Below are 21,514 nucleotides of genomic sequence, written 5' to 3'. Positions count from 1 at the left end.
GCTATTCTATTTTCAGAAAATCGAAGGAACAAGCAGTGAAAGTGCTAAATCCAACCTGAATTTTTTAATGCAGGAGGAGTGGGCGCTTTTTTTGTTGTTATGAAGAAAGGAAGCTAATTATGCAATCAGCTACAATGGAATTTGATACAATTGCGGCGATTTCTACGCCGCCAGGTGAAGGTGCGATTAGTATTGTTCGTTTAAGTGGCGAGCAAGCAGTTGCTATTGCAAACAAAGTTTATCGGTCAGGCACTAAAGATTTAGCTAAAGTCCCCACGCACACGATTCATTATGGTCATATTGTTGATCCGCAAAACGATCAATTGATTGATGAAGTCATGCTTTCTGTGATGCGGGCGCCGAAAACATTTACACGAGAAGACGTAGTAGAAATTAACTGTCATGGCGGCATTGTCGTGGTGAACCAATTATTGCAATTACTGTTACGTGAAGGCGCACGAATGGCCGAACCTGGGGAATTCACTAAACGTGCTTTTCTAAATGGCCGAATGGATCTTTCACAAGCAGAAGCAGTGATGGACTTAATCCGTGCCAAAACGGATAAAGCGATGAATGTTGCATTGAACCAATTGGATGGTAACTTGTCGACGTTAATTCGTTCATTAAGACAAGAAATTTTAAATACTTTAGCGCAAGTAGAAGTTAATATTGATTATCCAGAGTATGATGATGTCGAAGAATTAACCACGAAATTACTTTTAGAAAAAGCCGAATTTGTGAAAGCGCAGATTCAACAATTATTAACGACCGCTAAACAAGGAAAAATTTTGCGAGAAGGCCTAAGTACAGCAATTATTGGCCGACCAAATGTCGGGAAATCCAGTTTGTTAAACCATCTGTTACGAGAAGAAAAAGCTATCGTTACAGATATTGCTGGAACGACACGTGATGTCATTGAAGAATACGTTAACGTTCGCGGCGTTCCTTTAAAATTAATTGATACAGCGGGGATTCGCGAAACAGAAGACATTGTTGAACGAATTGGTGTCGAACGCAGCCGCAAAGCGTTAGCAGATTCGGATTTAATTTTGTTAGTCTTAAATCAAAGCGAAGAATTGACAGAGGAAGATCGTCAACTGTTGGAAGCAACGAAAGGCTTAAAACGCGTTATTCTTTTAAATAAAATGGACTTACCGACAAAACTAGATCCTAACGAATTACAAGAATTAGTCCCTGCAGAAGAAATTTTATCCGTTTCGGTGTTGTCAAACACAGGCTTAGACCAGTTAGAAGCGAAAATTGCTGATCTTTTCTTTGGCGGCCAAACAGGCGAAAAAGATGCTACCTATATTTCTAATACACGTCATATTGCTTTGCTGGATCAAGCAGCGATTTCGTTACAAGAAGTGATTAACGGCATCGAAGCAGGTATGCCAGTCGATTTAGTTCAAATTGATATGACCCGTTGTTGGGATTATTTAGGGGAAATCGTCGGCGATAGTGTCCAAGATGAATTAATTACACAGTTATTTAGTCAATTTTGTTTAGGAAAATAAGACAAGAGAGGAATTTTTTATGAATCAATATCAAGCAGAATCATATGATGTTATTGTCGTCGGTGCTGGACATGCTGGCTCTGAAGCAGCCTTAGCAGCCGCACGAATGGGCGTTAAAACGTTACTTTTAACGATTAATTTAGATATGGTTGCTTTTATGCCATGTAACCCTTCTGTTGGTGGACCTGCCAAAGGAGTCGTTGTCCGAGAAATTGATGCATTAGGCGGCGAAATGGGTAAAAACATTGATAAAACCTACATCCAAATGCGGATGCTAAATACTGGTAAAGGTCCAGCAGTGCGTGCGTTGCGCGCGCAAGCCGACAAACATGCCTATGCGACAGAAATGAAACATACCATTGAAAAAGAAGAAAATTTAACCCTTCGTCAAGGGATTGTTGAAGAATTAATCGTGGAAGATGGCGTTTGTCGTGGTGTTGTAACTTCAACAGGTGCCGCATACCGTAGTCAAGCAGTGGTGATTACTGCCGGTACTGCCTTGCGTGGCGAAATTATTATTGGTGAATTAAAATATTCATCAGGACCAAACAATTCGCAACCTTCCGTTGGTTTAGCCAATCATTTAAAAGAATTAGGTTTAGAAATCGATCGCTTTAAAACAGGAACGCCGCCACGAGTAAAATCAAGTACGATTGATTATTCTGTGACAGAGGAACAACCAGGCGATAAAGAACCCAACCACTTTAGTTACAGCACGCCAGATAGTGCCTACAATCAAAACCAAGAACCTTGTTGGTTAACTTATACGAATGAAACAACGCATGAAATTATTCAAAAAAATCTACACCGCGCCCCAATGTTTACTGGGATTGTGGAAGGTGTGGGCGCTCGGTATTGCCCATCCATCGAGGACAAAATTGTTCGTTTTGCAGACAAACCAAGACACCAATTGTTCTTGGAACCAGAAGGGTTGAATACCGAAGAAGTTTACGTCCAAGGCTTATCTACTTCTTTACCAGAAGATGTCCAAACAGAAATGCTTCATTCTATTGAAGGATTAGAAAAAGTAGAAATGATGCGTACAGGTTACGCCATTGAATACGATGTGGTAGTCCCTCACCAATTACGCCCAACATTAGAAACAAAGGTCATTGAGAATCTTTATACAGCAGGTCAAACGAACGGAACTAGTGGCTACGAAGAAGCTGCTGGTCAAGGCTTGATGGCAGGAATTAATGCTGCATTGAAAATTCAAGGCAAAGAGCCTCTTGTTTTAAAACGTAGTGATGGCTATATTGGCGTCATGATTGACGATTTAGTTACAAAAGGCACTAACGAACCTTATCGTTTATTAACGTCACGTGCGGAGTATCGTTTGATTTTACGACATGACAATGCGGACTTACGTTTAACAGAAATGGGTCATGAAATTGGCTTAGTCAAAGAAGAACAATATGCCGCCTATCTAGTCAAAAAAGCGGCTGTTGAAGCGGAAATTGCCCGCTTAGGCAAACATCGGATTAAACCAACCAAAGAAGTGCAAGCATTTTTGGAAACCAAAGGCGCTGCTGGCTTAAAAGATGGTATTTTAGCTAGAGATTTTCTGAAACGCCCAGAAATCAGTTATCAAGAAGTCGCTCAATTTATTCCCGCACCTGAAGAGGCGCTCGATCCAAAAGTGATTGAACAAGTAGAAATTCAAATCAAGTACGAAGGCTACATTAAAAAAGCCATGGAAAAAGTTGAGAAACTAAAACGCATGGAAGCAAAACGCATTCCAGAAAACATTGATTACCAAGCGATTAACGGCTTGGCGACAGAAGCAAAACAAAAACTACAAAAAATCCAACCAGAAACGATTGCCCAAGCAAGCCGTATCAGCGGTGTGAACCCCGCTGACATTAGCATTTTGATGGTCTACATCGAACAAGGAAAAATCGCGAAAGTGCAAGGATAATAAGTGGATATGAACGGATTCTTGAGAATAAATGAATCCTTATCGTATCGACTGACTCCGTTTTTGACTCCGTATATCATGCATTCATGTAGGAGTCGAACAATTCAACTGTTTCTTCTTGTCGATTTTTCGATACTTGGATGTAGATGTCCATGGTTGTCTTAGATGAAGAATGTCCTAATCTATCTTGCACATCTTTTACTTGAGCACCTGCTTCAAAAAGCAATGTGGCATGGGTTTTTCTAAAGCCATGCACTTTGATTATTTTCATATCAGGGAACTTCCTAGCTACTTTACTCATTACATGATTAGGGTAGCCCTTATACAGGAAGTCCCTTTTTTTATTTGCTTTAATAGTGCTGATAACAGGTACATCATCTATATTATCGATTCTGATACCTCGAGAAAGATTCTTTTTTATGACGGTACGTTTCCACTTCTTAAGTATGGTCAAAGTCCCGTCGTCTATTGTAATTGTTCTCTTAGATGACTCTGTCTTTGTAGGATTGACACATAGGGAGCCATCAGATAGTTCTATTAGCGTTTTATTGAATTGTACAGTCTTTTTATCAAAGTCGATGTCTTTCCACGTCAACCCCAGTATTTCTCCTTTTCTAGCTCCTGTATAAGCAGCTAATCTAAAGAACGTTAGAGCACGGTCATCTTTTAATTCTTGTAAGCAATCAAAGAATTGTCGAAGCTCTTCTTTCGTGTAAAACTCTTCTTCTATTTCGTTGAAGCTATGGTTAGATTTAGGTGTAATGGTACGTTCCATTGGATTGGTCTTGATTACACCAATCAAAATACCGTAATTGAATACCTGTGAAGTGTAACTCTTTATTTTCTGATAAGAATGATACTTCGTTGACCACTCAGTTAGTATTTTTTGACATATGGCAGGAGTGATAACCTCTAACCTCATTTTTCCAAAAGAGGGAAGAATCTGATTTGTGAAGTGATTCTTAATACGTTGTTCTGTTGTGTTTCGAATATTTTTAACGTGTTGGTCCATCCATAAATCGTATAACTCACTAAATGTCTTGATAGAGTGATGACTTATTCCAGTAAATTCGATTTCTATCTGGAATCGAGCTAAACCTAAAGAGGCTTCTTTTTTTGTTTTGAATCCTCTACGTGTTGTCCGTTTTTCTTTACCTGTCACTGGGTCTTTACCCATATACACTTTGTAAAGCCAAGCTGTGGTACCGTCACTTTTTTTGTACTGTTGTATAGTTGCCATTAATAATTCCTCCTTGAAAAAGCCATAAAAGCCCGCTGAGAGCTTGTCAGCTATAAAGGATTCAACTCATCGTATCCCACCTTTCAAATCAATATTTTAACTAAGTACGGATGGGCTCTAATAAAGAATTTATTCCTTTTTCTGGTAAATTTTCTTAGTGTATTTTTTCCCAATTGATGAAATCGTTTGCTCTAGCTTGTTTATATTATCGAAAATTTCTGTCACAGCTTCTTCGGGATAAGCCATATCTTCCAATTGACTAGGTAGCCATTCATCTACCATTATTTCTAGGTATTCCTCTATACTGCTAGTGAGGAAAAGAATGTCATTGTCAAATTCTTCTACAATAGCATTGATGAATAATTCTTCTATTTTTAAGATATTGAAAAGACTAATTTTTTCATTTTTAACTTTATTACAAGTCTTGTTAGCAATAAATTCTTGCATCTCTGGTTCTAATTTGAAATATCTATCCAGCCATGTATCTAAATCAGAGTGTACTGGTGGGAACTGTTGGCGAAGATGTTGGAACAGGTTTTTATCTGGAAATGTTATACCATCTAGTACAATGCTATCTCTATAAAGAATAATTCCCAAAATATATTCTTCTACATTGCCACAAACTAATTCCTCTATACTCATATTTCCCAAATCAGCAATTCGAGATAATCGCTCTGGTTTTGGTAAATAGGTTCCTTTCTCCCATTCATAGACAGTTTTTTTGTCAATCAATTGACCATTGTTAATCATAAGACCAAATGCTGGTTGTGTTAATTTTTTACTCTTTCTTATAGCTTTTATTTTTGTTCCGAGTATCTTTTTTCGTTCTAAATAATTTATTGGTGGACGCTTTATCATATTGACCACACCTCCTAAAATTAGTATACACCTAAAAAGGGGTGTTGTAAATAATTTTATATAATATATTGACACCCCTTTTTTATCGAGGTATTATGTGTATGTCGATGAACTGGTAATCATTTTTTATTTGATTAATCGGTTAATAACAACAAAATAGTTTTATTTTGAGCAAAGAATATGAAGATAATTCTTAGAAAATTTGTCCAAGTAATCACGAAAGGAGGGGGAAATATGTCTCTACAAATCATTGATAGCATTGTTTCTATACAAGTTGAACAACAAGTGAAAGAGATAATTACAGTGCTAAAGCCTATGCTAGAAGACATTATTTCTGGAGTTACTCTAGAGTATATGGACTATCAGCAGGCAAGTGAATATCTAGGTGTATCAGTAGGAACGATTAGAAAATATGTTTCTCAATACGGGTTACCTGTCATAAAAATTGATACGGTCATTAGATTCAAAAAATCTGATATTGATAGTTTCATGGAACGGTATAAAGGTTGAGTAAACAAATAAGACTAAAACATATAGTAATAAAGAGTTTGTGTTTATTATCTGTATGTTTTAGTCTTTAACAGAATTTTATAAGGAGGAAACACAAATGGAAACATCAATGATTAATATTCCAATCTATGTGGATAAAGAAAAACTATTAGAGAAACCAGTTACAAAAAAGGAAAAAATTGATGTAAGAGATAGGTGTTTAGATAACTACAGAGAAGTTACAAGAGATGAGTTTGTAGAGATACTAAATTCATCACAATCATTTATTCCAAGCAAGACAAAGAATAAAGGCAACAAAAGTGAAGAGTTTTTAGAAACTAGAGTAATTATTCTGGATGTCGATAACACTGTTAAAGATGAGAAGGGAAATGTAGTAGATTTGAGTAAAGATGATTGTAGATACTTAAGCATAGAAAAGGTTTTATCTATCAATTTAGTTCATAATTCTGCGTTTGCGATACAAAAAAGTATTCGGTACTCTGAAAATCTAGAAAAATTCAAGATTGTCTTTCTATTAAAAGAAGCAATTACTGACTATAGTAAAATGGTTGCTGTTTACGAATACTTGAAAAAGAACATCCCCGGGTGTGATGACAATGTAAATGCTTCTAATAGAATGTTTTTTGGAGGGTATAAGTCAGATGCAGTCATGATAATCAATGAAGACAACATGTTAGATATTACTGAGCTTTCGATTGACTTTACCATGACATGTTCTAAAAATTGTCAAAGTGATTCAGGGAGAGAGTATGAACTAGTCAATGAAACCGATTTTGTTAAGTTGATAAAAAATGACGACAAAGAAGAAATGAAGCAGTGGTTTAAAGACTTCCTGTTTGATTCCTCCGACATGTCTTTTAATGAGATTTATGAAAGATTGTTAACCATTGATATGGATAAATTACTTAAGTCAAGTAAAAACTTAAGATGTTTGTTTCACGACGACCATAATCCCTCTGCTAGTATTTTTACCAGTAAAAATAGGCATTCCATTTTTTATTGTCATTCCAGTAATTGTGGTATCAGTGAAAATTTTATTGGAGTTGTTATGCTAATTTTAAAGAAAGACAGTCGGGTAGAGACCTTTAATTGGTTACTAGAGAAATTAGACTTGTATCCTACACATTTTCGAAAATTGAAAGAGGAATCAAAAGTACTTTTTGACACTCTTGAATCGATGGAAGACAAGCTTTTCAGGACAATAAGGAATTATCTAGAGGAAATGGGACATGTCTATGATGTCTTGCTTTCTGATGTTAATTTTTTTGATGATAGTAAGGAAAGTGTAACTTGTATTTTGTCAGGAGAACAGCTAGCTAAAAAAATGAGTTCTTACTATGGTAAAGCTTATGGCATAGATAAATGTAATAAGTTACTATCATTTATGACATTTATAGGATTGATAAAAAAATTAGATGATGAAGATGTTCCTTTGAAGATGCTCGAATACCTAAATAGGTTAAAGGAAGAGAAAGCGTTAGGAAACTTTAATCATAAGAGAAGCAATGTCTATCGATTAGATGTTTTTAATGCAACTTCTGTAATTCAAAAATTGAATGAAGACATCCTTCCACTTCTGAAAAAATTTCATTTTACATATCAATATTTTTCTTATGCTTGGGTTAAGATATGTTTTAACGAAAAAGAGGCTAAAAGAGTATTTCCTCAAAATTTTCGGTCAGAACTCAGCAAGGAAAAACAATTGATTTTAGATGAGGCACATGAAGTTTTACAGGGCTTATCGTGGCAAGGAACATATATAATGACAGAGAAAGAACTTACTAACACTGTTTGTGAACGTCTACGTAATGTTGGGTATAACAGCGTGAAAAATGCTTTAATAGAAAACAGAGGCTACTTTGTTAAACAAGGATTCACTCTTGAACGAGCTTCTAAGGATATTAAGAGATTATACAATGTGAAAGCAAGTAGTAGTTTTTTAGTCTACCTAGCAAAAGGGGCAGGGATAGATGAAGTAATAAAAGAATTGATATTATCAGGAGTTGAATTAGTTCCTCTTTATCAATTTACAAGTGTAACAAGAGATGATGGACGGAGAGTAAGGAAGAAAAAAGACCCAATTGTATTAAACTAGACAGGTTATCCATAGCTCTTGATCTTATTTCATCTCAATACACCCACCGTTAAAGTTCGGTGGGTTATTTATTTTTCAATCTTTCAATAGCTGATTGCGTTCATTTTCTTGCCTTTTTAATAGCTTCATATAATCAATTGTTCGAACTGCATCTTCAGTGCTAAGAGAGCGATAGAGAGCCAAAAACTCTTCCTCATAATCTACGACAACATTGTCTAGAAAATGGCTTACAGGGGTTCCTAGGGCTCTAGAAAGAGCTGTTAAGCTATCAAGGTTAGGTTCTGTTACAGAATTTTCCCATCTTGCTACTGCCTGTTGTGTAGAGAAGATTTTTTCAGCTAATTCTTTTTGTGTCCACCCAAGAGCTTTTCGTTTCTCTTTAATGACTTTTGCATATTGTTTCTGTTTCATTAAGACACCTCCTCTTCTCAGTAGATTACAACAAGTTGTTGTATTTGTAATGACATTTGAAGTTTTTATATATTTTATGAGTTGAAATACATCATATTGTTGTATATAATAAAACAGGAGGGGAGAATCATGAAAAAAGTAAGTAATCTCAGCCGATACAGAAAAGAAAAAGGCTTTTCTCAAATTGAGTTAGCCAAAAAAATGAATGTTACACAGCAATGTGTAAGTTCGTGGCAAACAGGGAGAACGATTCCTAAACCCTATCAAATGAAGATGCTTTCTGAGATATTAAGTGTACCAATGAATGAGCTGTTTTCTGATGTATTTAATAAAGTAAACAGTTAACTAATAAACAATTGAATGTTTTTAGGAGGAGAAGACATGTATTGTAGAAAATGTGGCAAAGAAATAACAGATGAAAGTAAGTATTGCCAGTTTTGCGGAGCACTACAAGAAACAGATGAGACAACCGGAGCAGACGCAGTAAAGAAAAGTACTGAGCAGACAATTAATGAAATGAAGGAACAAATCGTACATGGACAAGAGACAGGGAAGCTGTATTTGATTATTGGTTGGATTTCTATGGTAGTATCGTTAGCATTTATTCCTGTTGTATTTGGTGCTGTTGCTGTTATTATGGGCTACTTATATCGAGAAAAAGATGAGAAAATGGGTACGATTTTGATGATAGCAGGGGTAGCTGGTGCAATCTTTGGTGTACTTTTAGGGATGTCAATGTACTGATAAGAGGGATAAGAGCAAATTATTTTGGAGATAGGAGATAAAAAGTTGAATAAAGTAAATATGAACAAGAAGTTTGTCATTATAGGTATCGTTGTCTTGGCTATTATAGGTATCATTTTTTCAAAAATGACAGGTACATCTGGATTAGAGAAGTCATCGAAACCATTGGTAACACAGATTTTACAAGAACAGTACAGTTTAAATCGGACATGTGATGATGTGACAATCACTCATGAAAATGGAGATAACACATACCGGGCTAAAGCTATATTAGACAATGGAAGTGCTATTAATATAAATATAGAATACTACCCAAAGAAAGACCGTGTTTATGTAGAGATACCATATACTGAGGTGTTAATGTTAAATTGATTTAAATATATTATGCATACCGTCCAAACAGGAACTCCTAAAGGTGTAAGCTTACTAAGGAGTTTTTTTGATTCCCTGTAAATAATAGTTTAATGATTATTGGGAAAATCTTTACATTAGTCACTGTTATAACAGCAGGATATAGGAGGAAAAATGAAAAAGAAAAAATTATTATGGATTTGTTTGGCAATTTTATTGATGATTGGAGGAATTGAGATATTTACCACATATAGATTAAAAACGAATCAGCCTAAACAATATGTATCATACATGTTAAATATTATTGAAGAAATAGACTCAGAAATGAAAGCTTTCTCAAAAACTTCTATGGATTTGGGAGAAAGATATGATTTTAAGGGTTTTATGGAAGATAAAATGGACGAGGTATCAAGTAGGGAAATTCCAGAAGGCACACCTAAAGCTGTTAGGGACACCAAAGATACTCTTCTTGAAGCGATTGATAACGTGAACACAGCTTTACTAACTAATGATGTAAAATTATTGGAACAAGGCCAGCTTTATTTTAGTATGGCTCAAGCCATATATATAGAGTTTTTAGATGGAAATATAAAAGAGAAGCCACTTAATGAAAAACTTAATTCATTTGTAGAAACATACACAGCTATACCACCTACTTGGAAACTTGTAAATGAAGATAAAGGAATCACGATAAATACTGATACAGAGATTTCTTCAGATGCTCAATTTTTATCAGATTTATTAGCTAATCTAACAGGTATCAGTAATGCAGTGACAGAGCAAGTTGGTAAAGATATTCCACTTAGGTTACTTGAAAATGGGAAAAAAGATTATTCTGTGGTATTTAAGAACGGACAGGTAACTGATTACAACGAAGTATTTAAAAAAGTTATTGAATAATGATTCTTCCATCTTTTTCATTTATTTACCCTACCCCGTTGTTATATGACCGTACTTATACATCTCCAGTAGCTTAGGATAAGCTACTGGGGGTATTTTTTTTTCGGATTTGGAGCCCGACTATATTTATTTGTATCTGAAATGAAACGGAGATAGTTTCATTAAACGTTGATATATAAGTGTTTTAGACTGTTTCAGGTAGTGATTTTAGTGAAAAAATTTTTAAGAAATTTGTATATTTTATACTACTAGACAGTACTGTTTTTTTATGAAAAAATCATATGTAATTGTTTCATATGTATCTGAAATGGTTCTAAAGATAACTATGTAGAAATATAAAAAATAAGTTAACGATCAGTCTAAGTTATATCAAACAACATTAGACTCCTTTCGCGTAGTTTATTAGCAAGAATAAGTTTTTTTCTTTTCTAAAAGGGAGTATGCTAAAATAAAAGGGTATATAGCAACTTTAAATAAGAGATAGGAGTGTATCTTTTTGGGTGCAGAATTAAATCAGAAGTTATTTAGTGCGGCAGATAATCTCCGTAGTAAAATGGATGCGTCAGAATATAAAAATTATTTATTGGGGCTGATTTTCTATAAATATTTATCCGACCGTTTGTTGGAACAAGTGGTTCTTTTAGCAGATGAATCCTTAGAGGAATATGACACAGTAAGCAAACAAACAATGTTGTATCGTGAATTACTTTCAGATGAAGAATCAAAAGAAGATCTGATTGCCACAATCGTTGATATTTTGGGATATGCAATTGCACCAGAGTATCTTTTCAACGTCTTAGCGGATCAAGCAAAACAAGCAACGTTCCAATTGAACGATCTAAACAAAGCCTTTGTGCAATTGGCATCTACCTACAATCAATTTAATGGGTTATTTGATGATGTGGATCTCCAATCAAAAAAACTAGGAACAGATGAGCAACAACGAAATGTGACGATTACCGAAGTTATCAAGAAATTGAATGACGTGGAAGTTTTAGGTCACGATGGGGATGTGATCGGGGATGCGTATGAATTTCTGATCAGTCAATTTGCTTCAGAAGCAGGGAAGAAAGCCGGAGAATTTTATACACCTCACATGGTTTCTGATATGATGGCACAAATCGTGACACTAGATCAAAAAGAACGCCCTTTCTTTAGTGTCTTTGACCCAACCATGGGTTCAGGTTCCTTGATGTTAAATGTACGTAACTACTTAACTCATCCAGATAACGTTAAATATCATGGGCAAGAACTAAATACAACGACATACAATCTAGCAAAAATGAACTTGATTTTACATGGGGTAGATGCCGAAGAAATGAATCTCCGCAATGGGGATACGTTGAATAAGGACTGGCCAACAGATGAACCTTACACATTTGATGCAGTAGTGATGAATCCACCTTATTCGGCTAATTGGTCAGCAGATACGACCTTTTTAGATGATTCCCGGTTTAATCGTTATGGAAAATTAGCGCCAAAATCCAAAGCAGATTTTGCGTTTCTTCTTCATGGTTTCTATCATTTGAAGGAAACAGGGACCATGGCCATCGTCTTGCCACACGGGGTTTTATTCCGTGGTGCTGCAGAAGGGGTCATTCGTCAAAAATTACTAGAAGACGGCAGTATTTATGCTGTGATTGGTATGCCTGCGAACTTGTTCTTTGGTACATCGATTCCAACGACGGTGATTGTATTGAAGAAGAATCGTCAAACTCGAGATGTATTATTCATTGATGCTAGTCGTGAATTTGTTAAAGGGAAAAATCAGAATAAATTATCGGAAGAAAACATTCAAAAAATCCTCGAAACCTACGCTGAAAGAAAAGATGTTGAGAAATACGCTCATTTGGCAACCTTTGATGAAATCAAAGAAAATGACTATAACTTAAATATTCCACGCTATGTAGATACGTTCGAAGAAGAAGAACCAATTGATATGGTTCATGTCGGAAATGACATCAAGAAGATACGACAAGAACAGCAAGTGCTAAAAAAAGAACTTTTAGAAGCTATCTCTTCCCTGCAAACAACACCTGAAAATGAAGCATGGTTGCAAGGCGCGCTGGAGGTGTTCAAACATGAGCAATGATACACTACCAGAAATCCGTTTTCCAGAATTTACGGATGAGTGGGAACAAGTTAAATTAAAAGATGTGGCTACTGTTTTTGATGGTACACACCAAACTCCTAAATATACTGAGTCTGGAGTGAAGTTTGTTAGTGTCGAAAATATAAAGACACTGGAAACAGAAAAGTACATCAGTCAAGAAGCTTACGACAGTGAATATTCAAAAAAGCAAGCTGAAAAAGGCGATGTGTTAATGACACGTATTGGTGACATCGGAACTGCAAAAGTAATTGAAACCGATGAACCATTGGCATATTACGTTACCTTAGCGTTATTGAAGCCAAATGAAATAGATTCAAGCTTTCTTGCTTGGTTAATTCCAAGCCCTGAAGTTCAACGTAATATTTGGAAAAGGACTTTGCACATTGCTTTTCCGAAAAAGATAAATCTTGGTGAGATTAATCAAATTGAGATGAATGTACCATCTCTCGAAGAACAAACAAAAATCGGTACTTTCTTCCAAAACCTCGACCAACTCATCACCCTTCATCAACGTAAGCTAGATTTATTAAAGGAAACGAAAAAAGGATTCTTACAAAAAATGTTCCCTAAAAACGGAGCAAAAGTGCCAGAAATTCGGTTTCCTGGATTTACGGAGGATTGGGAAGAGCGAAGGTTGCAGGAGGTAGTAGATAGATATGATAATTTACGAATACCGATAACTGCATCGAAACGAGTAGCTGGTAATACTCCTTATTATGGGGCAAATGGGATTCAAGGTTATGTTGAAGGATACACACATGATGGAGCATTTATTTTAGTTGCAGAAGATGGAGCGAATGACTTGAAGAACTATCCAGTTCAATATGTAGATGGAAAAGTTTGGGTTAATAATCATGCTCATGTAATTCAAGCAAAAGAAAATTTAGCTGATAATATGTTTTTGATGAATGCCATAAGAAGTATTAATATAGAACCATTTTTGGTCGGTGGGGGTCGGGCAAAACTTAATGCAGATGTTCTGATGAAATTAGAGGTTATTATACCTTTAAAGAGTGAACAACAAAAAATTGGTGCCTTCTTCAAGCAGCTAGATGATACGATCGCTCTTCATCAACGTAAGTTGGATTTACTAAAAGAAACGAAAAAAGGCTTCTTACAAAAGATGTTTGTCTAGGAGGGAAGAAAAATGAAAATTAGTCACCGTGAGGAAGCGGAAGTCGAAGAACAGTTGATTCGTGTACTGGGGGAAGGACATAATCAGTGGACGTATCGTCCGGATCTAAAATCAGAAGAAGATCTTTGGGTCAATTTACGTCAAAAAATCATCTCAAATAATCAAGCAGAACTGAATGATTCTCCTTTGACCGATAAAGAGTTTGAAACGATCAAAACCGAATTATTGCTACGGACGAAAACCCCATTTGATGCTGCGAAATGGTTAAAAGGTGAAAATGGGATGGCTCGGATCACGATTGAACGGGAAGATTCGCAATTGGGTTCTGTCTCACTTATCCTTTATTCCAATCAAGACATTGGTGGAGGAATCTCTACTTATGAAGTGGTTCATCAAATTGCAAAACGTGGAAGTAACATAGAAGCACGGGATCGACGTTTTGATGTTACCTTATTAATCAATGGATTACCGATTGTCCAAATCGAGTTGAAACAAGTAACCGCAAAAGATGGCGTCTATCAGGCGTTTAATCAAATCAAAAAGTATGCAGAAGAAGGCATATTTCGGAACAATATCTTTTCGACCTTGCAGTTGTTTGTGGTTTCCAATGAACAAACGACCCGGTATTTTGCAAATGCCTTACCGAAAGACTTGCACCCTAAGTTTTTATTTAGTTGGCGAACGAAAGACAATGAAAAAGTAGAAAACTTATATGAGTTTTGTAAACAAGTGCTAAATATCCCGGATGCCCATCGCTTGATTGCGGATTATACGATTGTCAGTGAAGATCAAGACAATAAAACCCTCATGGTGTTACATCCTTATCAAGTACATGCGATTCAAGCCTTGTTTATTGCTGCAAATAAACATCAATCAGGGTATGTGTGGCATGCGACAGGTTCAGGAAAGACGTTGACTAGTTTTGTATCTACTAAGCTTTTAGCACGAAAATCGGGGATCGATCGAACGATCATGTTAGTGGACCGCAAAGATTTAGATAATCAAACCACCACAGAGTTTACGAAATTTGCTTCGGAATTTAATACTGGGATTTCTTCCGGGAACGCCAAAGCAAATAGCTTGATCGTTGGAACAGGAAGTGCCAAAGAGTTAAGTGAAACTCTGTTGGCAGATGCCAATGCGAATGTTGTGATTATTACAACCCGTCAAAAGCTAGATGCGGCGTTGAAATATGCAAAGAAACAAGAGGAGAAAAAAGGAACCAATCGCTTCCAAAAATTAATGGGACAACATATCGTGTTTGTAGTAGATGAGTGTCATCGAGCGTTAAGTGCTGAAAATATGGAAGAAATCAAAAAAATGTTTCCGAAATCCACTTGGTTTGGCTTTACAGGTACACCGATTTTCCCTGAGAATCGGAAACAAGCCAAAGGGCAATTAGCACGTACGACCCATGACCAGTATGGAGAGGTCTTACATACCTATACCATCAAGAATGCGCTAGAAGATGGCTCTGTTTTAGGATTTCAAGTAGAGCATGAAAACACTGTTGAGCCGACTTCATTAGAGAATAAAATCTATCGGAAATTAAAAGAAGTAGAAACATATGCAGAGTATTCATCAGAACAGATCAATCGTATGATCGATCAAATGGATCCTGTCAAAAAAGAAAGTTATTTGGACCCTGCTGTTTTTGAAGCAGATGAACATATCCAAAAAGTCATCCATAAAATGTTCCGTCCAGATAATGCCTATACAAAATTTGATTTTCGAAATGGCCGGCCAATGAAATCTGCAATCTTAACCACGAGTTCCATTGACATGGCCAAAAAGTATTATCGGGCTATCAAAGAGATGACGAAAGAGCCTGATTGGATAACAAAAGAGTTTCCCAATCATCCCATTCGTGAAGGACGAACTATGGAGGATCCTGATTTCCCAAGGATCGCTATTACCTATTCATTAGAAGAAAATAGCCGAGATTCAAGTGCCCAACAAGAAGAAATGCAAAAAATTATTGAGGAATATAATCAGTATTATGATACTGCCTGGTTATTAGCAGACATTGAACGTTATAACGGAGATATCAATAATCGTTTGGCACGAAAAAGAGCGGAATTCAAACAATTTGGGAAACAAATTGATTTAGTGATCGTAGTGGATCGTCTATTGACAGGTTTTGATGCCCCTACGATTCAAACCCTATTTGTAGATCGTAATCTAGAGTATGCAGGATTGATCCAAGCTTTTTCACGTACGAACCGTACGTATCCAGAAAAAACAAAAGGACTAATTGTTACTTTCCGAAAGCCAGCGATAATGGAGAAGAATGTCGAGGATGCGACAAAACTGTATTCAGAAGCTAAAGAAGAATCGGGATTAATTTATCCAAGTTATCAGGAATCCAAAAAAAGATTCAAACAAGCATATGGTAAGTTAAAAGAGGTTTCATCCATGGAATCCATTGATGAACATACTCCTCTTGAAACTCGTATCGAATATGTCAAAGCATTCCAAGAATTGAATCGTGCTTATGAATCGTTAGTGACTTATGACGATTACAATGATGACATCGTGCAATCTTCAACTTTGAATAATCAAATTCAACTTTTGGAAGAACAAATTGGTGTGTACGAGACCGTGAAGGGTTCCTTAATAGAGGAAGAACCAGAAAAAGAGGGAGAAGATTTTTCAACGATCGAATTTTATAGTGAAAATACCACGAAGTTGTATGATATTGATTCAACTTATATTGATCAATTACTAGGAACTTATGCTGCGAATAGTTCAGATGCACGAGAAGAAATTGAAAAAGCTTTGGCTAAATTGAATAAAACAGAAGGAGTCAAAGAAGTTTACCGACAAATTTTAAATGCATTTGATGTGGGGACTTTAGATAGTAATGAAGATATCTTTGTCATTAAACGTCGCTATTTTACACAAGCAAGTGATGATTTGATTCATGCCTTTTCCAATGAGTGGTGTGTTTCTGAGAAAGAATTACATGCTTCTAATCTGCAATATATGCCAGGTGAAGATCCAATTCCTAATATGAAAGCAATTATCAACAGTAAGGATTACGAAGGATACAAAGCCAACCATCCAGAAGCGAAGCCATTTAAATACCCACAAGAAATGAAGCGAGCATGGCGTAAAATGTTAGATGATGAGTTGATTCCACTTGAGAATGAATTGAGGTAAATGAGAAGAGTTAAGAAAATTGTACGATTCAAAGATGGTAGTAAAGTGGAAGTGTAGAAAATAGGGATAGATGTCTTTTATTTGTTCACATTTTATAACGAAGTATTTAAGACAGCTATTGAATAATGTTTCCTCCACCTTTTTCATTCATTTACCCCGCCCCGTTGTTATATGACCGTGTTTTGAGAGGAACCAATAAAAAGCATAGGCTAACTAGGGGTTCCTTTTTCTTTTGTTTTTTTGGAATCCGCTTAAGTGAAATGTATCTGAAATGAAACGGAGATAAAGTGATTTTTTGCTGTAATGACAAGGTTTTAGCTGTTTCAGATACCATGTAACCCAAAATAGTTTATTGAGAAAATAGGAGAGTATTTGATACTAACTAGTAGGAAAAAATGAGATAAAAAGTAAATGGAATCATTTCAGGTAATCTCAAATAAAAAATATACAGTCCTGTGGCACTTTACCTATGGGACTGTATATTTTTTACTCTCAGCGGGCTTGTTTTGACTCCGTGTCTGACTCCGTCGTATTGATTTTAAATGAAATTCGATGACCAATTAACAGGTCGTTTTTGAAATTTTTGTCTCTATATGACTCAGTTTGATAATTATTGATAGATCGATTTGGGTCTACATCGAACAAGGAAAAATCGCGAAAGTGCAAGGATAATAAAAATTTGAAGCAGTTGCTTCTTCACGGATGATTGATTGTGAAGAAGCAACTGCTTTTTTGTTTTGAATTAGTCTACTTTTTTTTCTAAACTACAAAAAAAGACTGTCTTAAATAATTTCACAAACTGACCTATACTGAAAGCGCAAACAAATGATAGGAGTGGAACAAATGACAGATTGGTTAGGAATTAAAGGAAAAGTAGTGATTGTTACAGGAGGCTCATCTGGTATTGGTCGTAGCATTGTTGAAAGCTTGTTAGCAGAAGAGGTCTATGTCGCTAATTTTGATATTTCAGCATCAGAAACGCAACATGAGCATTTACTCTTTGTGAAAGTCGATGTAACTTCTCGAGCAGAAGTAGAAGCAGGTGTCGCTCAAGTGGTGGAAAAATTTGGAACCGTAGATGGCCTAGTAAATAACGCCGGAATCAATATTCCTCGTCTATTGGTGGATAAAAATCATCCTCATGGGCCTTATGAATTATCGGATGAGGTATTCGACAAAATTGTAGCCATCAATCAAAAAGGGCTCTACCTAATGAGCCAAGCAGTGGGCCGGATTCTTGTACAAAAACAAGCAGGTGTCATTATTAATATGTCTTCAGAAGCTGGATTAGAAGGCTCCGAAGGGCAAAGCGCCTACGCTGCAACGAAAGCAGCGGTCAGCAGTTATACACGTTCATGGGCTAAAGAGTTAGGAAAATCAAACGTCCGTGTTGTGGGGATTGCGCCAGGCATTATGGAAGAAACGGGCTTGCGCACTTTAGCATATGAAGAAGCATTGGCTTATACACGAAACATTTCTGTGGAGCAATTGCGAGCAGGTTATTCAAAAACAAGTACGATTCCATTAGGTCGTAGCGGAAAACTCCATGAAGTCGCTGACTTAGTATGCTATTATTTATCAGACCGTTCAAGCTATATTACAGGCATCACCACAAACGTAGCTGGAGGTAAAACAAGAGGATAGAGGTGGGAAAACTAAATGACGCTAGTAAGTAGATGGTACCAAGTAATAAAATTACTAGTTGATCACAAAGGAATGAGCTTACTGGAATTGCAAGAAAAATTAGCCGCAAGTCCTCAAACAGTTCGTAAAAACATTGATACATTGAATGATGAATTAATCGGTATCGCCCAAATTATTCAGAAGGAAAATCTCTTTCAGTTAGAAATCAATAACTTTGAAGGTTTTGAAGAGGTTTTGTCTGGACGGCTAAAAAGGGAATCTGATTTTAATTCTTCAAGCAAGCGTGTTTCCTACATTATCAAACGATTAATAGAAGAAGATCAATTTATTTCAACTTATGATTTATCCGAAGAACTCGCCGTTAGTCGCGGCACAGTTAATAAAGACATTAAGCGCATGAAAGAGCTGATTGCTCCTTGGCAGGTTGCGGTTGTAGGTACGCCAAACCGTGGCATTCATTTAGAAGGAAAAGAGTTTGATTTACGCTTACTTCATGTGAATTACGTCCAAGAATATTTTGAAGAACAGTTTCTTCATGAAACTACCAAACAAATGATACAAAAAATAATCAAAGAAACAAGACTAGCAAAACAAGATAGTTTTCTTTTACGAAGAGTGGTTTCAATTGTTTTGCAGCGTGTTTTAGCTGGAAAACTCATTACGGAACTACCACCAGAATATGTTGATTATGTTCGTCATAACGAGCAGATTGAAGAACTGATGTATCACTTGGAAATAACCTATAATGTAACGTTAAGCCAATGGGAACGTTCCTTTATCAGCTTTCCTTTTAACATCAACACAAACCATATTCGTAATTCTTTATTGGCTGATGAAGGACTCTTAGCTGACTATTTTCAAAAAATGATGAAAAAAATTCATCATTCAGTTGTTGTTGAATTTGATGAGGACTTCTTGTTTTCAGAAATGAAAGATCATTTAAGAAACGTGATGAATCGACTCGTTTTTCATGTGGAGTGTCACGATTTATTTTACGGAGAAATTGAACGACAATATCCTTTGGCCTATGAATTAGCCAAGATTGGCTTGCAAGAATTGGGCCGTTTGTTAAATCGTTGTGTGCCGACGGTTGAATTTGGGTATCTCGCTTTGTATTTTGAGCTAGCATTGAGAGGGAACTATGAAGCGGGAGCCAAAAAAGAAATCGCTGTAATCTGCAGTACAGGTCATGGAACGGCCTTGATCATTCAGCGGCAATTGGAAAAAGTTTTGGGTCCAGACGTCCAGATTGCCCATTTTTCTGAAGAAGAGGCAGAGAGAAGAGAATTGAATCAATATTTTGCTATTTTTACAACCATTCCCTTAAAAAATATTCGACCACAAACACCGATGATCCATTTAACTAATTTATTTAACGATACTTGGCTCAGAAATGAGTGGCAGAGGGCAAAAGAAATTCGTTCCGTGGAATCTCAAAATATTCATATGACCTATCAATTATTAGAGAATACTCAAGGTTACCGAGCGAATATCCAGAAAATGATTGCTGATTTAGAAGCAGAAAAATTAGTAGATTCCCAATTTATCGAACGAATTTTTACTAGAGAAGATCAACAAACAACTATTTTTGAATCGGGGATTGCCTTTCCCCATACAATTAATCAAGCCTTACCAACGATTATTTTATCGATTGGGGTTTTTGAAGAATCACTGGTTACACCAGAAGGTAAAGTTGATGTTATTTTGCTGTTGGGTATTCCAGAAGAGCTGACGGCCACTGTTGAAGCAGAGTTACTACAACTATATGACCGCTTGTTTACAATCGCAGGAGACGAACGTTTACGTAATGAGTTACGGAAGCAACGAGATGTTTTAGCAGTTAAAGAGTGGATGCAAAGGAAGGGGATTATCATATGAGCTTTATCTACGTATTCGGAGCGCTTTTTTTAACAGCTTACTTCGTTCAGATAGCTATGGGAATGAAACAGATTAAACACTTTAATCAAAACTACCAAGAATTGCGACAATTAGGGAAAGTCGCGATTGGTCGACGTGCAGGGAAGTTAAAAGCAGGCACGATTATCTTGTTTGCTGTGGATTCACAAGGGAAAATCTTAGCCGCTAGAAAGATGCAAGGTGTCACCGTTCTAGCTAAATTTCATCCCTTACCTCAGTACGTGAACGAGGATATTCATTATATGGATCATTACCATCCACTCGTACAAAAGGAAAATAAATTAACCCAACAAGCGATGGAAAATGCACGAGAAATTTACTTACGTGTTGAGCTTGGCAATTATCAAGAAACACAACCATTAACGCCGCTTAATGGAGCCAAAATTCAATGGCAATTATGGAAAAATAAAGTACAAACAAAATTGAAAGGAAGTGTCGAGTAATGTCTTATATTACAAAATTTGCGGAAGGATTTATGCACCTTTTCCAAACAGGAGCAGAAACATTTATTTCTTGGATGACAGGCATCGTACCTGTTGTTTTGATGTTAATGGTAGCTATGAATACTTTAATTGCTTTTCTAGGAGAAGAAAGAGTAACCAAGGTAGCCAAACTTTCTGCCAAAAATCCTGTTACGCGGTATTTAGTGTTGCCTTTTTTATCCGCTTTTATGTTAGGCAATCCAATGTCCTTTACGATGGCTCGATTTTTACCAGAATACTATAAACCTAGCTATTATGCTGCACAAGCGCAATTTTGTCATACCAGTAATGGAGTTTTTCCTCATATTAATCCTGGTGAATTGTTCGTTTGGTTAGGGATTGCGCAAGGGATTGATACGTTAGGACTAAATTCGATGGACCTAGCGATTCGCTATATGTTTGTAGGGATATTAATGAATTTTATTGGCGGTTGGGTTACCGATTTCACTACCGCCTATGTTTGCAAACAACAAGGAATTACCCTTAGTAAAACAGTAGAGATTGCTGTGGATTAGAA

At 36.3% G+C, this 21,514-nt stretch carries 18 protein-coding genes; 15 read left to right on the top strand and 3 right to left on the bottom strand.

The features are described 5' to 3' along the window. Positions 1 to 119 precede the first annotated feature (119 nt). Positions 120 to 1,517: a tRNA uridine-5-carboxymethylaminomethyl(34) synthesis GTPase MnmE gene (gene mnmE, locus IGI97_RS12945; RefSeq protein ID WP_438738764.1), complete on the top strand. Its 1,398-nt coding sequence runs from the start codon at positions 120 to 122 to the stop codon at positions 1,515 to 1,517. A gap of 19 nt (positions 1,518 to 1,536) precedes the next feature. Beyond that, positions 1,537 to 3,435 carry a tRNA uridine-5-carboxymethylaminomethyl(34) synthesis enzyme MnmG gene (gene mnmG, locus IGI97_RS12940; protein ID WP_002355988.1) on the top strand — a complete coding sequence of 633 codons (1,899 nt, stop codon included), beginning with the start codon at positions 1,537 to 1,539 and terminating at the stop codon, positions 3,433 to 3,435. Positions 3,436 to 3,511: 76 nt separating this feature from the next. On the opposite strand, the gene IGI97_RS12935 is transcribed toward mnmG, so the two are convergent. After that, positions 3,512 to 4,675: a tyrosine-type recombinase/integrase gene (locus IGI97_RS12935; RefSeq protein ID WP_438738761.1), complete on the bottom strand. Its 1,164-nt coding sequence runs from the start codon at positions 4,673 to 4,675 to the stop codon at positions 3,512 to 3,514. A 129-nt stretch (positions 4,676 to 4,804) separates the two neighbouring features. Beyond that, positions 4,805 to 5,533 (bottom strand): helix-turn-helix domain-containing protein, encoded by a 729-nt coding sequence (locus IGI97_RS12930; RefSeq protein ID WP_438738759.1) that lies wholly within the window; start codon positions 5,531 to 5,533, stop codon positions 4,805 to 4,807. Between the two features lie 234 nt (positions 5,534 to 5,767). Between IGI97_RS12930 and IGI97_RS12925 the strand changes: the two genes are divergently transcribed. Together IGI97_RS12925 and IGI97_RS12920 are read left to right on the top strand one after the other, a co-directional pair. Continuing rightward, complete coding sequence (locus IGI97_RS12925; protein WP_002287723.1) at positions 5,768 to 6,043, top strand: helix-turn-helix domain-containing protein; 276 nt, start codon at positions 5,768 to 5,770, stop codon at positions 6,041 to 6,043. Between the two features lie 97 nt (positions 6,044 to 6,140). Next, positions 6,141 to 8,138 carry a hypothetical protein gene (locus IGI97_RS12920; RefSeq protein WP_438738757.1) on the top strand — a complete coding sequence of 666 codons (1,998 nt, stop codon included), beginning with the start codon at positions 6,141 to 6,143 and terminating at the stop codon, positions 8,136 to 8,138. A gap of 75 nt (positions 8,139 to 8,213) precedes the next feature. Here IGI97_RS12920 and IGI97_RS12915 read toward each other — a convergent pair whose 3' ends face one another. Continuing rightward, positions 8,214 to 8,549: a helix-turn-helix domain-containing protein gene (locus IGI97_RS12915; protein ID WP_438738755.1), complete on the bottom strand. Its 336-nt coding sequence runs from the start codon at positions 8,547 to 8,549 to the stop codon at positions 8,214 to 8,216. A gap of 129 nt (positions 8,550 to 8,678) precedes the next feature. Between IGI97_RS12915 and IGI97_RS12910 the strand changes: the two genes are divergently transcribed. The 11 genes from IGI97_RS12910 (at position 8,679) to srlA (ending at position 21,512) form a co-directional block, all read left to right on the top strand. Continuing rightward, a complete protein-coding gene (locus IGI97_RS12910) occupies positions 8,679 to 8,894 on the top strand; it encodes a helix-turn-helix transcriptional regulator (protein ID WP_002301910.1) in 216 nt (71 codons plus the stop codon). 36 nt (positions 8,895 to 8,930) lie between these two features. Then, on the top strand, positions 8,931 to 9,293 hold the full coding sequence (locus IGI97_RS12905; RefSeq protein WP_002324258.1) for a zinc ribbon domain-containing protein: 363 nt from the start codon (positions 8,931 to 8,933) through the stop codon (positions 9,291 to 9,293). 45 nt (positions 9,294 to 9,338) lie between these two features. Further along, entirely contained in the window at positions 9,339 to 9,665 is a 327-nt protein-coding gene (locus IGI97_RS12900) for a hypothetical protein (RefSeq protein ID WP_010783646.1), read from the top strand. 153 nt (positions 9,666 to 9,818) lie between these two features. Beyond that, positions 9,819 to 10,544: a hypothetical protein gene (locus tag IGI97_RS12895; RefSeq protein WP_438738752.1), complete on the top strand. Its 726-nt coding sequence runs from the start codon at positions 9,819 to 9,821 to the stop codon at positions 10,542 to 10,544. 496 nt (positions 10,545 to 11,040) lie between these two features. After that, on the top strand, positions 11,041 to 12,636 hold the full coding sequence (locus IGI97_RS12890; RefSeq protein ID WP_438738750.1) for a type I restriction-modification system subunit M: 1,596 nt from the start codon (positions 11,041 to 11,043) through the stop codon (positions 12,634 to 12,636). After that, entirely contained in the window at positions 12,626 to 13,792 is a 1,167-nt protein-coding gene (locus IGI97_RS12885) for a restriction endonuclease subunit S (protein ID WP_438738748.1), read from the top strand. The genes IGI97_RS12890 and IGI97_RS12885 overlap by 11 nt, the downstream gene beginning before the upstream one ends. A gap of 12 nt (positions 13,793 to 13,804) precedes the next feature. Next, entirely contained in the window at positions 13,805 to 16,954 is a 3,150-nt protein-coding gene (locus IGI97_RS12880) for a type I restriction endonuclease subunit R (protein ID WP_438738746.1), read from the top strand. An 843-nt stretch (positions 16,955 to 17,797) separates the two neighbouring features. Further along, positions 17,798 to 18,598, top strand: coding sequence for an SDR family oxidoreductase (locus IGI97_RS12875; protein ID WP_002376273.1), 801 nt, complete (start codon positions 17,798 to 17,800; stop codon positions 18,596 to 18,598). A gap of 15 nt (positions 18,599 to 18,613) precedes the next feature. After that, positions 18,614 to 20,476, top strand: coding sequence for a BglG family transcription antiterminator (locus IGI97_RS12870; protein ID WP_142956717.1), 1,863 nt, complete (start codon positions 18,614 to 18,616; stop codon positions 20,474 to 20,476). After that, positions 20,473 to 20,958 (top strand): transcriptional regulator GutM, encoded by a 486-nt coding sequence (locus IGI97_RS12865; protein ID WP_002355985.1) that lies wholly within the window; start codon positions 20,473 to 20,475, stop codon positions 20,956 to 20,958. Before IGI97_RS12870 ends, IGI97_RS12865 begins: the two co-directional genes overlap by 4 nt. Beyond that, positions 20,958 to 21,512 (top strand): PTS glucitol/sorbitol transporter subunit IIC, encoded by a 555-nt coding sequence (srlA, locus tag IGI97_RS12860; protein WP_002355983.1) that lies wholly within the window; start codon positions 20,958 to 20,960, stop codon positions 21,510 to 21,512. Before IGI97_RS12865 ends, srlA begins: the two co-directional genes overlap by 1 nt. Positions 21,513 to 21,514: the final 2 nt, after the last annotated feature.

Source organism: Enterococcus sp. DIV2419, assembly GCF_051711865.1.
In the GTDB taxonomy this organism is placed as follows: domain Bacteria; phylum Bacillota; class Bacilli; order Lactobacillales; family Enterococcaceae; genus Enterococcus; species Enterococcus faecalis.
The sequence above is the reverse complement of the archived record's forward strand: the minus strand, read 5'-3'. Positions and strand labels throughout refer to the sequence as shown.